This window comes from Streptomyces sp. P5F9 (genome assembly GCF_057961495.1).
On the sequence record NZ_JBXVPZ010000255.1, the window covers coordinates 1 to 13,695 of the forward strand.

Below are 13,695 nucleotides of genomic sequence, written 5' to 3' on the forward strand. Positions count from 1 at the left end.
CCCCAACCCAGGCCGAGCCACCCGCACAACCCCCCTGAACACCGCCGTCCCATCCACAGCGAACGTCCACTGAACCCGAGTCCCACTCCCGGCAGGGCTCAGCCGCCACTCCTCAGCCATCGCACGGGCGCCCGGCGCGTTGGTGACGTCGACCCGATACGCATACACCTCCGCCGGCTTCGCCGCGATCACCGTCTCGCGAAAGTACCCGCCACCCGTGAGCCGGACGTCACGCCCGGCCCCGTCGTCGACGGACCGCGCACTGGAGACGGCCGAGAACCACTCCGCCCACCCCGGCACATCGTCGTTAAGGGCGTGGAAGACCGCGTCCGGCGCCGCTGACATCTCCCGCGTGAAGACCAGCCGTACCGGAGCGGTGTCGATGAAGTCGAGCCCGACGGGACGCAGTTGGTTGGCCATGGACGTGAACCCCCTTGACATTTAAGGGAAGTCGACCGGGGTGGGCGACGTCACGATAGCTGGCGGTCCGTCAGATGTCTGCCCCGTCATCGACTTCGCCCGCCACCACGAGCCGTAGATGCTCGGAGATGTCGGCGCGCGCCTCCGCCGGCAACCCCGCGTCCGTCACGAGCGTGTCGACCTGTTCCAGCGCGGCGAACGAACTCAGGCCCACCGTCCCCCACTTGGTGTGGTCGGCGACGACCACGACCCGCCGCGCGGACTGCACGAGCCGGCGGTTGGTCTCGGCCTCCGCGAGGTTCGGGGTCGACAGGCCGGCCTCGATCGATATGCCGTGCACGCCGAGGAACAGCATGTCGAAGTGGAGCGCGGCGATCGCCTGGTCGGCCACGGGGCCCACCAACGAGTCGGAGGGGGTGCGGACTCCGCCGGTCAGCACGACCGTCGCCGCGCCCTGCCGCTGCCCCGAGGTCCGCTGCGCCGCGTGGAACACGTCAGCCACCCGCACCGAGTTGGTGACCACGGTGAGGTCGGGGACCTCAAGCAGGTGATGCGCGAGCGCGTACGTCGTCGTACCGCCCGAGAGCGCGATCGCGGTACCCGGCGCCACCAACTCCGCGGCCGCCCGGGCGATGTCCTCCTTGGCGGTCAGCTCCAGGCCCGACTTCGCCTCGAAGCCCGGCTCGTGCGTGCTCGCCTCGACGACCGGGACCGCTCCGCCGTGCACCTTCTCCAGGACGCCCTGGCGGGCCAGCGCGTCGAGATCGCGGCGCACGGTCATGTCCGACACGCCGAGCTTGCGGGTCAGTTCGTTGACACGGACGCCACCGCGGCGCCGGACCTCGTCGAGGATCAGGGCGCGCCGCTGCTCCGCGAGGAGGTTCTGATTCTCACTCACGTACGCTCCGGTCCTTTCGCCGCAACCCGTCAGACTGCCCGCACGACCGCCCCGACCAGGACATTTTCCCCGGCGGCGGTGCGCGGACGCCCCAATCCTCGCACGCCCCCGCAAGCACCGCGCCACCGCCTGTCCCGACGCGCACATGTCATTCGGTCATCATCACTCGCTCGCGTGTCACACGGATCGGGGAGATTCGGTGACGGGGCGTGTGCGACGCGCCGGAAAGGACGATCCTGGTGTGCACACGGACACAGACAGACAGTGCGTCACGGGGGATGTGCGAACAGTGGAGCGTGTACAGGAACACGCCGTCACGAGCGAGGCGAAGACGCTTGCCGGACGGCCCGAACAGACCGAACCCGCCCTGGAACTCCTGGTCCACGGAGTCGGCGGCACCACACCCGAGGAGATGCTCGGCGATCCACGCACGGTGCGGATCACCGGGGACGAAACCGCGGCCGTCTTCCGGCCCGCCGCCGACGTGGACGCCGAGTCCCTCCCCGCCGACCAGCGCACCGGACCGATCCGTGAGGCCTACGTCTGGTGCAACCTCACCTCCGGCAACGGCACGCGCGCGTTGTGGCTGTTGCTGCTGCCGTTCATGGTCGTCAACCTCGCGCACTGGATGCGCCCCACCGCCCGCGACCGGAAACGGACGGTGCGTTTCTACGGCCTGCTGGTGCGGCTCGCGGGACTGACCCTGACCGTGCTGCTTGTCGCGGCCGCCTGCGAGGTCGCCCTCGACCTCGCCGCCTGGCAGTGCGCCGGCACGCGCGCGTGCGCCGAACGGCACACGTGGCTGGGCTTCCTGTCGCCCACGATGTCCCACGACAGCTGGTGGAGCCGCCCCGGCCGCCGCCTCGCGCTCGCCGCCCTGGTGCCGACCGCGCTCACCGTCCTCCTCTGGTACCTCTCGCGCCGCACCTGGAGCGAGTACGAGTCCCAGCAGCCGATACCCCGCAGAGCGGAACCCGACGACGAGCCCGACCACAGCTCCCTGGGCCGCCCCGGCTTCTGGTACGGCCGCCGCCTGGTCGCCCGACTGCGCGCCGCCCACACGGCGGCCGGCCTCCTCACGGTCGCCGCGGCCGTCACCGTCTCGGCGGCCCACTTCGACCGAGGGCCCGACGGTTCCGACCCACTGGCCCGCCTCGGCGGACTCCTGGAGACCGCACTCGCCGGCCTCGCGTTCGTCGTGGTCTACGTAGTGTGCCGTCGGGGCCGCAGCGAGAACCGCCTCGACCAGGCCCTCGACCGCCGTCTCGTACGCCGCCTGCCGCTCGGCGCACTCCTGCTGCTCGCCCTCGCCCTGCTCTACGCCGGCTGGTCGCGCCCGGGATGGCAGTCCTCCGGGCGGCTGCCGGGCGACACGACGTTCGGCGGAATCGCCCTGGCCCAGGGCCTGTTGGTGATCGCCCTCGCCGTCGTCGCCCATCTCCTGCACCGCACCCACCCCGATCCGCGCTCGGCGATGCGGGGCCTCGGCGGACCAGCCGTCGCGATGCTCGCCTGCGCCCTGGGCGGCGTGATGTCCGGCGGGGTCTCGCAGCGGGTCTCCGACTGGCTGGACGGCACCGGCACATCCATCGCCGGCCCGCCCGTCCTGCTCACCTGGCAGGCCTCGGTGATCCCGACACTGCTCGTCATCGTCCTCGTCCTCTGCGCCGGAATCGGCCACCGCACCTGGCGGCTGCGCCGTAGCGAACTGGCCGCGGTGGCGCGCGACTACCCGGGCGGGCGGAAGGACCGGGCGCGCACCGCGAAGATCGCGAGCACGCGCGCGATGGCCGCGCTCACCGACCGCGGACCTCTCCTTGTCGCCGTCATCTCCACCGCGACCCTGCTCCTGGGCGCCGGTGCGCTCGTCGGCGCCTTCACCACCGACAGGACACCGGAACGCGCCAGCGAGGACGGCCACGCCTTCGTGCACGGCGTCGCCCAGACCTCGCAGGGCCTCGGCTCCTGGCTGATCGGGCTCGGCTTCATACTCTTCGTCACCTGGGGCAGGCGCGCCTACAAGGACGCCTCCGCGCGGCGCACGATCGGCATCCTGTGGGACGTCGGCACCTTCTGGCCGCGCGCCGCCCACCCCTTCGCCCCGCCCTGCTACGCCGAGCGCGCGGTCCCCGACCTGACCTGGCGGATGGCCACCTGGACCCGCGCCACCGGCGGCCGCCTCGTCATCTCCGGCCACTCCCAGGGCAGCGTCCTCGCCGCCGCCGCGGCCTGGCAACTCAAGCCCGCCCAGCGCAAACGCGTAGCCCTGCTCACCTACGGCTCACCCCTGGAGCGCCTCTACGGCCGCTGGTTCCCGGCCCACTTCGGACCGGCCGCGCTGACCCGGCTGCACCGCGAGGTCGACTGCTGGCGCAATCTGTACCGCCTCACCGACCCCATCGGCGGCCCGGTGCGCGTGTCCGGCGACCGCGGCCCCGAGGTCGACCACGAACCACCCCTCAAGGACCCACTGGAGTACGGCCGTACGGCACGGCATCCGCTGCCCGCGCCGATCCTCGGCCACTCCGACTACCAGGCCGACCCGGCGTTCGCCGAGGAACGCGAGCGGCTGCTGGCCCGGCTGCGGCCCGAGGTGCCGCCTCAGGGCAGCTCGGGCAGGTCCTCCGCGTAGAGCAGGGTCAGGTCGTCCGTGCTCGGCTCCTCGAACTGGGCGACCCGGCTCGCGTGCCGCTCCACCATCGCCTCGAAGGTCTGCCGCGCGGTACGGCCGTTGCCGAACGCGGCGCCCTTCGGGATCGCCGTGAAGTACTTCGTCAGCCCTTCGGAGGCGCCCTCGGCCAGCCGGTACTCGTGCTCCTCGGCCTGCTGCTCGACGATCCTGAGCAGTTCCTCGGGGTTGTAGTCGCTGAAGGTGATGGTCCGTGAGAAACGGGACGCCACACCGGGGTTGACGGACAGGAACCGCTCCATCTCCGCCGTGTAGCCCGCGACGATCACCACGACCGCGTCGCGGTGGTCCTCCATCAGCTTCACCAGCGTGTCGATGGCTTCTTTACCGAAGTCGCGTCCCGAGTCCTCCGGAGAGAGGGCGTACGCCTCGTCGATGAACAGGACTCCGCCGCGCGCCTTGTCGAAGGCCTCCTGGGTGCGGATCGCGGTGGAGCCGATGTGCTCGCCGACCAGGTCGACGCGGGACACCTCGACGAGATGCCCCTTCTCCAGGACTCCGAGGGAGGCGAGGATCTCGCCGTAGAGCCGGGCGACCGTCGTCTTGCCGGTGCCGGGGGAGCCGGTGAAGACCAAGTGCCGTTTGACGGAGGCCGCCTTGAGGCCGGCCTGCTGGCGGCGGCGGCCCACCTCGATCATGTCGGTGAGGGCGCGCACCTCGCGCTTGACGCTGTCCAGGCCGACGAGCGCGTCGAGTTCACCGAGGACGGCCTTGGAGGAACGGGACTCCTTCTCCGGGTCCGTCGCGGTGACCAGCGGGTCCTGCTCGGCCGTACGCTGAGTGGGGATCGCGCCCAGCACGCTGGTCGACTGGCTCGCCGTCTCCACGGCTGTCTCGTGAGCGGTGGGCGGCTTGAGGCCGCTCTCGTCGCTGGTGCAGTCCTCGACGACGGGTCCCGTGCCGGGCGCCGCGTCCGGTCCGGCGTCCGCGAACTCGTAGCCGCCGCGCGCGCACCGCTCCGTACGGCACTTCTTGAGCGTCGTACGACAGCCGTCGATCACATGGAAGCCGTAGCCGCCGCTGCCCGTCACACGGCAGCCGAGGAAGGCGCCCCGGCCGCCCGCGGAGACGTAGAAGCCCGCCTCGGCGGGGGAGTCGACCGTGCAGCGCTCGATGGTGGGGTCGGCGCCCTTGGTGACGATCACGCCGGTCTGGGTGGCGTCCATGGTGCAGTTGTTCAGGGTGCCGCCGCTGCCGTGGTCGCGGAACCACGCGCCCGTGGCCGCGTCCCGGATCCGGCAGTCGTCGAGCTGCGCGGTGGCACCGTCGCTCACCGACACGGCGGTATTGCGCACTTGGGAGATGTCGCTGTCGACGACGTCCGCGCGTGAGCCGCGGTCGAGCACGAACAGCGCGTCCGGTACGTCGTGCACCCGGCAGGAGTCGAGAACCGCGGTCGCGCCGTCACTGACCCACACCGCCGGGTAGTCGCCGGTGCTGTCGAAGATCTCGCACTGGTTGGCGTCCACGCGTGTGCCCGGGTCCCACACCGACAGGCCGTTGCGCCCGAACTGACGCACCGTCGTCCGGGTCAGCGTCAGCACCGAACGGGAACGCAGATCCACCGCGTTCTCCGGGATGTCGTGGATGCGGCAGTCGGCCAGCGTCAGCACCGCGTCGGTGTCGAGCGTGACGCCGTCCGCGGTCGTACGGTGCACATCGCAGTCGGTGAGGTGCGCGGTGGCCCGGCCGGTGATCTGGACGCCGCTGCCCCGCGTCTCGTAGACCTCACAACCCACCGCCTCCAGCGCGGAGTTCTCGCCCGTCGCGGACAGACCCACCCCCGAGGCGTGGTGGATGCGGCAGCGCTCCAGGCGCGGGTGGCCGCCGCCGCGGACCGCGACGCCCGCCTGGCCCGCCGAGACGACCTCGCACTCCTCGAACACCCCGCCACCGCCGTCGAGTACGGCGATCCCGATGCCGGCCGGGTTGTCGACCGTGCAGCGCCGCACGGTGGGGCGGGCGCCGCCGCGGACCTCGATGCCGGACGCGGACCGCGTGACGATCCGAAGGTCCGTCAACTCCGGTGCGCCGTCCTCGACAAGGAGGGCGGGCGCGGCCGAGTCCTGGCCCTCGACATGCAGGTCCTGGACGATCGCCGACGCCCGGACGGTCAACGGCACACCGTCCAGGGGCGCGATGCGGACCGAGCCGGGCGAACCCTCGGGGCCGCGCAGGGTCACCGACCGCTGCACGACGAGGTTCTCCCGGTAGGTGCCGGGAGCGACGGTGAGGACGTCTCCCTCGGCCGCGGCCTCCAGGGCGGCGGCGAGCGACGCGTACTCACCTGTGCGGCGCCGCCACCGCGATGTACCGGTGTGCGTCACCTGGACCGTGCCCTGTGCCATGGCGCTGCTGTGCCCCCACCTCGTGGTACGCGGGTTGATGCCGAAGCCTTCGCCGGTCCACCGTAGCGTGCGTGCGGGCGGTGGGTTGACCAGAGCCGGAAGGCTGTCAGCTGCCGGTGCCGGTCCGGCCCCAGTCCGGGCCCGCCCGCTCCCACGCCCGGTCCCAACGGGCGTACCTGCGGCGGACCATGCGCCACAGCACGAACCGTCTGCCGCTGTCGACGAGCCCGGCGGTCAGCAGTGCCGCGCCGAGCCCGGCGAGCACGGCGTGCGTCGTCGCCGTTGCCGAGTCCAGCGGGCGGGCCACTATGTGCCCCTGCTGGTCCGTCCAGAGCCTGAAGTGGTCGCCCGCGTGTGGAGTGTTGAGGCTCGCCATGACCGCGCCGTGGTGGGCGGTGCCGTCCGGGGCGGTCCAGTCGGCGAGGACCTTGCTGCGGATGTCCCGCGCGGTGGACGAGTCGGGGTCGGGGTCGAGCTCGGCCCCCTTCAGCTTCTTGACCACCGTCGCCGTCACGACGTGCCGGACCGCGCGCTGCTCCCGCACCGACCGCTGCAGGCTGTCCTGCGCGACCGCGCCGACGAGCGAACCGATGACGGGCGCGGCGACCAGGACCAGCAGCAGGACCACGAGGGCCAGCCAGGCCTCGACCAGATCGGTCGCGCGACGCAGTGGATTGCGCCGCCAGCGCCACAGACCCCTGATTGCTCCCACCGTCCCGCACCCCCTTCCCGCTCCGTGATAACTCCAGGCGTGGCCGTTCACCCAAGAGCCCCGGCAAAGAGAGAGCGAAATCACCTCTCACCGGGCCTCTCATGAACTTCTCACGGGATCTCAACGACCGGGCCCACGGGGAGGGTTCCCGCCTCACGCGCTCTTCGGCGGAACCTCGTGCGCTGTCGGCGGATCTCCGCCTACGCGAGGATCCGGACCGGATCGCCGACGCGGATCGTGCCGGTCGACCGGGGCACCAGGTTCTGCCCGAAGACGAGCCTGCCGCCGATACGACGGTGCCGGGCCAGGGTGCGCAGGGGTTCCTTGCCGCGCTCGGCGGTGCCCTGGTCGGTGGTGGTCACGACGCAGCGCCCGCACTTCTTCGCGACCCGGAAGGCGACCTCGCCGATCGTGACGCCCGACCAGTCGTCCTCGGCCCAGGCGGCGGTGCCGGCGACGACGACATTGGGCCGGAACCGGTTCATGGGCAGCGGGCTCTCGTCCGGGTGATCCCCTTGCGCGACAAGGGAGTTGAGGGCGTCGAGGGAGGCCTCGGAGGTCAGCAGCAGCGGATAGCCGTCGGCGAAACTGACGGTCTCACCGGGAAGCGCGTGGTCCGGGTCGACGGGCCTGCGGGTGGCGGGATCGTCCATGTGGACAAGACGTACGGCGAAGCCCAGATAGTCGCTGCACCAGATGCGCGCGGTGTCCGGCCCCGGCACCGCATCGACCTTGGTACCGAAGATCTCCGTCGCCACGGTGGTGACCGGCTCCGGAACGGGCACGGTCAGCGGGTCGTGACCGGGCGCCGACAGACGAATGCCGCCGCCGGGCAGAAGCTCGGCGGCGGCCAGTGCGAGACGCGGGTGCTCGCGTTGCGTGACGACCTTTCCCCCGTCGTCGATCAGCGCCCAGCGTCGGTCCCCGGCCAGTCCCCAAGGCTCCACGGGAGCCTCCCGGGGCGAGAAGCCCCGGAGCGCCTTGACCGGATGAACGTGGATCGACCGCAGCTCCGCATTCCCCATCGCTCCATCGTGCCAGGTGGCACCGACAACGCAGGGTGCGGATCAGTAACCGCGGTACTGCTGGTTGTTGTTGTACGGGTCCTGCTGGTACGGCGCCGGGGCCGGGCGGGGAGCCGCCGGACGCATCGCCTCGTAGCCGGCCGGAGCCGCCATCGGGCGAGGCTGCTGTTGCTGCTGCCCGGGGTAACCGCGCGGCGGGGCCTGCTGCGGGATGTAGGCGCCGGGCGCCTGCTGCAGCGGGGCGGGCTGCTGTGCCTGCGGATAGCCGTAGTTCTGCGAGGGACCCGCCGGCAGAGCGGGCAGTGCCGACGGCAGCGCCGGCAGGTTGCTCCCCGGCATGTCGTAGGCGGCGGGGACCCGGATCGGGGCGATCTGCGGGGTACCCCGCTCGGCCACGAGGGAGTCGTAGATCGGGGTGTCCGGGAAGGAGGCGGAGTAGTAGCCGCCGCCATAAGTGGAGCGGGGGGAGGTCATGGCACATAAGTTAAGCCCACGATGTGCTGGTTGGGGAGACCGATTAGAGGGTTGTTTTCCGTGTCGGGGGTGGCACGGGATCCCCAATGCGAGCGAACTTGTCAAAAAAGGGCATCGACCTGTGTTCGGATCGGGTAAAAGCCTAGTTCCCGGCGGGTTACCAGCGGTTGGCCAACGGTGTTGACGCGCTCCTGATGGGCGTTCGCCGCCCCGGGGAATAGGTTGTGCGGGTAGACACCCGATGGGCTGCCGGGGCGTGTCCTGGCACGGCGACACGTGATTGGGGGGCAGACATGTCGATGCCGAAAGGATCGAATGTTCCGGTGCCGACGACGGCACTGCGCGTCGAATTGGGCTGGCGGTCCGGACCCGGCGTCCCGGACGCGGACGCCTCGGCGCTGCTGCTGGTCGACGGGAAGGTCCGTTCCGACGGTGACTTCGTGTTCTACAACCAGCCGGCGCACTCCTCCGGCGCGGTCCGCCACGAGGGCAAGGGCAACGCGGGCGGGAAGGTGACCGACAGCCTGCTCGTCGACCTCGCGCACGTGGAGCCCGCCGTCGACCGCGTCGTCCTCGCCGCCTCCGCCGACGGCGGAACGTTCGGCCGGGTCCCCGACCTGTACATCGAGGTCCGGGACGCCGTGCAGAACACGGCGGTCGCCCGCTTCGACAGCACGGGCGCGACGGTCGAGACCGCCTTCGTGCTGGGCGAGTTCTACCGCCGCCAGGGCGCCTGGAAGTTCCGGGCCGTCGGCCAGGGCTACGACAGTGGACTCGAAGGCCTGGCGACCGACTTCGGCATCACCGTGGACGAGCCCCGGCAGGCGGCACCGGCCGCGACCATGCCACCGCCGGCCGGACCGGCGGTGACCATGCCCCCGCCCGCCGGGCCGCCCGTGAACCTGCCGCCTCCGGTCCAGCCGCCCGTGACCATGCCTCCTCCGGTCGCGCCTCCGGTGAGCCCGGTCCCTTCGGCGGCCCCCGTGCGGCTCTCCAAGGTGACGCTCACCAAGGCGGCCCCCTCGGTCTCCCTGACCAAGCAGGGCGGCACCTCGGGTGCCATGCGCGTGAACCTCAACTGGGAGGTGCGCAAGCAGTTCTCGGGCTGGGGCAGCAAGCGCGGCCGCGCGGTCGCGATGCACGCGGACCTCGACCTCGACCTGTGTGCCCTGTACGAACTCGCCGACGGCCGCAAGGGCGTCGTCCAGGCCCTCGGCAACGCGTACGGCTCCCTGCAGCGGCCCCCGTACATCCACCTCGACGGCGACGACCGCACCGGCGCGTCGGCGAGCGGCGAGAACCTCACCGTGAACCTCGACCACATCAAGGACTTCCGGCGCATCCTCGTCTTCGTGACCATCTACGAAGGGGCCCGTTCCTTCGCGGACCTGCACGCCACGGTCACCCTCCAGCCACAGCACGGCGCCGCGATCGACTTCTCGCTCGACGAGTGCACGGTGCCCTCCACGGTGTGCGCGCTCGCCCTGATCACCAACACCGGGGGCGATCTCGTCGTCCAGCGCGAGGTCCGCTACCTCGTCCCCGACCGCGGGGTGAGCCCGCAGCGGACCGTCGACCGCGTCTACGGGTGGGGCATGAACTGGACCCCAGGTCGCAAGTGAGCGCTCACCTCTCGTCGCCGACGACGGCGTCCGGACGCGCGTACGTGCGGCCCTTCCAGGCCGCACCGCGTCCCCTGTAGTGCTGCACCGCGGAATCGACGGTCATCAGGAGGTACAGAAACGCGGTGAACGGCAACAGGGGAGCGAGCCACAGCGGCTGCCCGTAGTAGCGGAGCATCGGGACGTACGTCCCCGTCATCACCAGCCACGCGAGACCGCCGAGGACCGCAGTCGCAGCACTCCCGGCAGCCAGACCGGTGAACACGGACACAGGCGGCACGAGATACACCAGCGCCAGCCCGAGGACGGTACCCAGGAGGAGCAGCGGGTTGTGCCGCAGTTGCGCGTAGGCGCTGCGCGAGACCATCCGCCACAGGTCGTGCAGCCGCGGATACGGGCGCACGCTGTCCACCCGTTCGGCGAGCCCCAGCCAGATGTGGCCCCCGCCGCCCTTGACGGCACGCGCGAGCGCCACGTCGTCGATCACCGCCTGCCGGATCGCGTCCGGCATCCGCGCCCGTTCGGCGGCGTCGGTGCGCAACAGGACACAGCCGCCCGCCGCGGCCGCGGTCCGCGCTGAGCGCTTGCCGATCCGGCGGAACGGATACAGCTGCGCGAAGAAGTAGACGAACGCCGGCACCACGAGCCGCTCCCACAGGCTCTCCACGCGCAGCCGGGCCATCAGCGACACGGCGTCGAACCCGCCGGTACGGGCCGCCGCCACCAACTCCCGCAGGCTGTCCGGGGCATGCGCGATGTCCGCGTCCGTCAGCAGCAGGTACTCGGGCCCACGCGCGCGTGCCAGACCGATGCCGTGCCGTACGGCCCACAGCTTGCCCGTCCAGCCCGCGGGCGGTTCACCGGGGGAGTCCACGGTCAGCGGCAGCCCACCGTGCCGGGCCGCCAGCTCGCGGGCCAGCTCCCCGGTGCCGTCCGAACTGCCGTCGTCGACAAGGAAGATCTCCGCCCGCCCGGGATAGTCCTGGGCGAGGAGCGACGGCAGACTCTCGGGCAGTACGGCGGCCTCGTCGCGGGCCGGGACGACCACGCACACCGACGGCCAGTCGTCCGGGTCGGTACGGGCCGGGAGTCTGATGTCGGTGCGCCAGAAGAAGCCCTGGCAGAGCAGCAGCCACAGCCAGGCGGCGAGTGATCCGGCGGCGATCCACACGATGGCGCTCACGGGCGCAGTCTGCCCCACGGCAGCGGATCCACAGAGGCCATCGTCTATCGTGGCCGGGTGAAGATCGCGCTGATGGACTCCGGAATCGGCCTTCTGGCGGCCACCGCTGCGGTACGGCGCGTGCGCCCCGACGCGGATCTCGTGCTCTCCCTGGACCCCGAGGGGATGCCCTGGGGACCGCGGACGCCGGAGGACGTCGCCCAGCGCGCGCTGGCCGTTGCCGAGGCCGCCGCAGCTCACCGGCCCGACGCCCTGATCATCGGCTGCAACACCGCGACGGTGCACGCCCTGACGGTCCTGCGTGAGCACCTGGAGCCCGGCATCCCGGTCATCGGCACCGTTCCGGCGATCAAGCCGGCCGCCGCCGGTGGCACACCCTTCGCCATCTGGGCGACGCCCGCCACCACCGGCAGCCCTTACCAGCGCGGCCTCATCAAGGACTTCGCCGACGGCGTGCGGGTCACCGAGATCCCGTGCTGGGGACTGGCGGAGGCCGTGGAGCACGGGGACGAGCCGGCCATCGACACCGCCGTCGCCGCGGCCGCCGAGCTGACCCCCGACGATGTAACGACCGTCGTCCTGGGCTGCACCCATTACGAACTGGTCGCCGAACGCATCCGCGCCGCTGTGCAGCGCCCGGACCGCCCGCCGCTCGTCCTGTATGGCTCCGCCGATGCGGTGGCCGCCCAGGCGCTGCGCCGGATCGGTGAAAAACCCGCCCCCGAGGCGCTGCCCGACGGCACCGTGACGGCGCTCCTGAACGGCCGCGAGGGCGCACTGCCCGCCGCCGCGTCGGTCTACGCCGAAGGCCGACTCCTGCGGGCGGTCTCACCCGCCCACTGCGTACCGGCGACGGACCGGACTCTGTGCGTCCGCCGTGTCGCCGCACAAAACGGTCACCCTCCGCAACGACGTACCCGCGCAGCGAAACCTGAGTAGTCTCGTAGGCATGAGGGACCACCCCCGCGACGAAACCTTCCCGCAGAGCGAGATCTGGACCGGACGCGCCACCAACCGGTTCCAGTGGCTGCTGGCGCTCGCCGGTGCCGCCTGCATGGCGCTCGGCATCGAGCTGGCCGTGGATTCCACCTGGACGTCCGGCATCGCCCCGCTCGTCATGTCCGTCGTCGGGTGCATCGCGGCCGGACTGCTCATGCTGTTCGGCACGCTGGCCTTCGTGCACGTCGGCCTGAAGGTGGACAGGGAGTGCCTCGAAGTGCGCTGCGGCCACATCGGTGTGCCGCGCCGCCGTATCCCTCTCGCGAGCGTCGCGGGCGCCGAGTTCGCCCCGCACGTCACCCCGCGCCAGTGGGGCGGCTGGGGCTACCGCTGGCGGCCCGAGAAGGGCACCGCGGTTGTCGTACGGCGTGGTGAGGGCATCGTCCTGCGGCTGTGGGACGGGCACACGTTCACGATCACCGTGGACAACGCGGAGGCGGCCGTACGGATCATCACGGACCGGCTGGCGCCGCCCAAGCCCGGCGCGGCGCTCTGACGCGTTCCCCGTCCGTCAGGGGGCCGGTCGGTCGCCACGCGCGTGTGCGTCCGGCGCGGTGCGTGGGGCGTCGTCGGCGATCGGGTGGGCCGTGGCCAGCCCGGCCAGGAAGCCCGCGCCGACCGACACCGAGGTGAAGCTCAGCGCGTTGCCGACCGCGGCGACGATCGCGAGCCCCGTCAGCGCGCCGCCCGCGGTCAGCGCGATCGGGGTGGAGCGCGTGGTGCGCCACAGCGCGTGGAGCACCCAGCCGTACGCCGCCGCCAAGAGGAGCACGCCGACGACTCCTTGTTCGGCCGCGAGCTGAAGCGGCGCGGAGTGCGGTTTGCCGTCCGGGAGCAGCACCTCGGCCGCCGTGCTGCTCAGCTCCCCGAAGCGTCCGGGGCCCACCCCCAGGGCGGAATCCTGATGCGCCATGTGCAGGGCGTCCTGCCACAGCTGGACCCGGTGCGGGGTCAACTGGCCCTCCAGGGACGAGGTCAGCCCGTCCGGGAGGATGTTTCCGGCGACCGCCCAGGTCGCGCCGGCCACCAGCGCCGTGGCCAGGCCCAGGCCCGCGATGCCGAGACCGCGGTGCCGCATCCGGCCGGCGGCGAGCGAGCACAGCAGCACCGCCGTGCACAGGGCGAATCCCGTGACCGAGCCCAGAACGGCCGCGGCGACCGTGATCCCGGCCGCCAGCAGCCGCAGCGCGAGCCGCAGAGCCGGTGCCGAGGCGGCCCAGGCGGAGCAGCACGCGGAACCCGCGGCCAGGGTCAGCAGGGCCGCGGTCGCACCGGCGTGACCGAGCGGAACGGCGAACTGGGGGCCCGGGGCGAGACGCGGTTCG

At 72.0% G+C, this 13,695-nt stretch carries 12 protein-coding genes; 4 read left to right on the forward strand and 8 right to left on the reverse strand.

The window, feature by feature from the left end; all coding sequences use genetic code 11:
- A partial coding sequence (locus AC31A1_RS32020) for an SRPBCC family protein (protein WP_489656681.1) occupies window positions 1-420 on the reverse strand: 420 nt, incomplete at its 3' end.
- 70 nt (window positions 421-490) lie between these two features.
- On the reverse strand, window positions 491-1,318 hold the full coding sequence (locus tag AC31A1_RS32025; RefSeq protein ID WP_393765121.1) for a DeoR/GlpR family DNA-binding transcription regulator: 828 nt from the start codon (window positions 1,316-1,318) through the stop codon (window positions 491-493).
- Window positions 1,319-1,607: 289 nt separating this feature from the next.
- Here AC31A1_RS32025 and AC31A1_RS32030 point away from each other — a divergent pair, with 289 nt between their 5' ends.
- A complete protein-coding gene (locus AC31A1_RS32030) occupies window positions 1,608-3,950 on the forward strand; it encodes a hypothetical protein (protein WP_489656682.1) in 2,343 nt (780 codons plus the stop codon).
- On the opposite strand, the gene AC31A1_RS32035 is transcribed toward AC31A1_RS32030, so the two are convergent.
- The 4 genes from AC31A1_RS32035 to AC31A1_RS32050 form a co-directional block, all read right to left on the reverse strand.
- Window positions 3,920-6,355 (reverse strand): right-handed parallel beta-helix repeat-containing protein, encoded by a 2,436-nt coding sequence (locus tag AC31A1_RS32035; RefSeq protein WP_489656683.1) that lies wholly within the window; start codon window positions 6,353-6,355, stop codon window positions 3,920-3,922. The two genes, AC31A1_RS32030 and AC31A1_RS32035, sit on opposite strands and share 31 nt — an antisense overlap.
- A 106-nt stretch (window positions 6,356-6,461) precedes the next feature.
- The gene (locus AC31A1_RS32040) at window positions 6,462-7,067 is read right to left on the reverse strand and encodes an Rv1733c family protein (RefSeq protein WP_489656684.1); all 606 of its coding nucleotides are present in this window, start codon (window positions 7,065-7,067) and stop codon (window positions 6,462-6,464) included.
- 200 nt (window positions 7,068-7,267) lie between these two features.
- Complete coding sequence (locus tag AC31A1_RS32045) at window positions 7,268-8,092, reverse strand: MOSC domain-containing protein (RefSeq protein WP_489656685.1); 825 nt, start codon at window positions 8,090-8,092, stop codon at window positions 7,268-7,270.
- 42 nt (window positions 8,093-8,134) lie between these two features.
- Window positions 8,135-8,566 (reverse strand): DUF6643 family protein, encoded by a 432-nt coding sequence (locus AC31A1_RS32050; protein WP_489656686.1) that lies wholly within the window; start codon window positions 8,564-8,566, stop codon window positions 8,135-8,137.
- A gap of 299 nt (window positions 8,567-8,865) precedes the next feature.
- On the opposite strand from AC31A1_RS32050, the gene AC31A1_RS32055 reads away from it, so the two are divergent.
- Window positions 8,866-10,188, forward strand: a complete 1,323-nt coding sequence (locus tag AC31A1_RS32055; protein ID WP_489656690.1) for a TerD family protein — start codon at window positions 8,866-8,868, stop codon at window positions 10,186-10,188.
- A gap of 4 nt (window positions 10,189-10,192) precedes the next feature.
- Here AC31A1_RS32055 and AC31A1_RS32060 read toward each other — a convergent pair whose 3' ends face one another.
- Window positions 10,193-11,359 carry a glycosyltransferase gene (locus AC31A1_RS32060; protein WP_489656691.1) on the reverse strand — a complete coding sequence of 389 codons (1,167 nt, stop codon included), beginning with the start codon at window positions 11,357-11,359 and terminating at the stop codon, window positions 10,193-10,195.
- Between the two features lie 69 nt (window positions 11,360-11,428).
- On the opposite strand from AC31A1_RS32060, the gene AC31A1_RS32065 reads away from it, so the two are divergent.
- The gene (locus AC31A1_RS32065; RefSeq protein ID WP_489656687.1) at window positions 11,429-12,310 is read left to right on the forward strand and encodes a glutamate racemase; all 882 of its coding nucleotides are present in this window, start codon (window positions 11,429-11,431) and stop codon (window positions 12,308-12,310) included.
- Between the two features lie 10 nt (window positions 12,311-12,320).
- On the forward strand, window positions 12,321-12,866 hold the full coding sequence (locus tag AC31A1_RS32070) for a hypothetical protein (protein WP_489656688.1): 546 nt from the start codon (window positions 12,321-12,323) through the stop codon (window positions 12,864-12,866).
- A gap of 15 nt (window positions 12,867-12,881) precedes the next feature.
- On the opposite strand, the gene AC31A1_RS32075 is transcribed toward AC31A1_RS32070, so the two are convergent.
- Window positions 12,882-13,695, reverse strand: an 814-nt coding sequence (locus AC31A1_RS32075; protein WP_489656689.1) for an O-antigen ligase family protein, incomplete at its 5' end; no start/stop codon positions are given.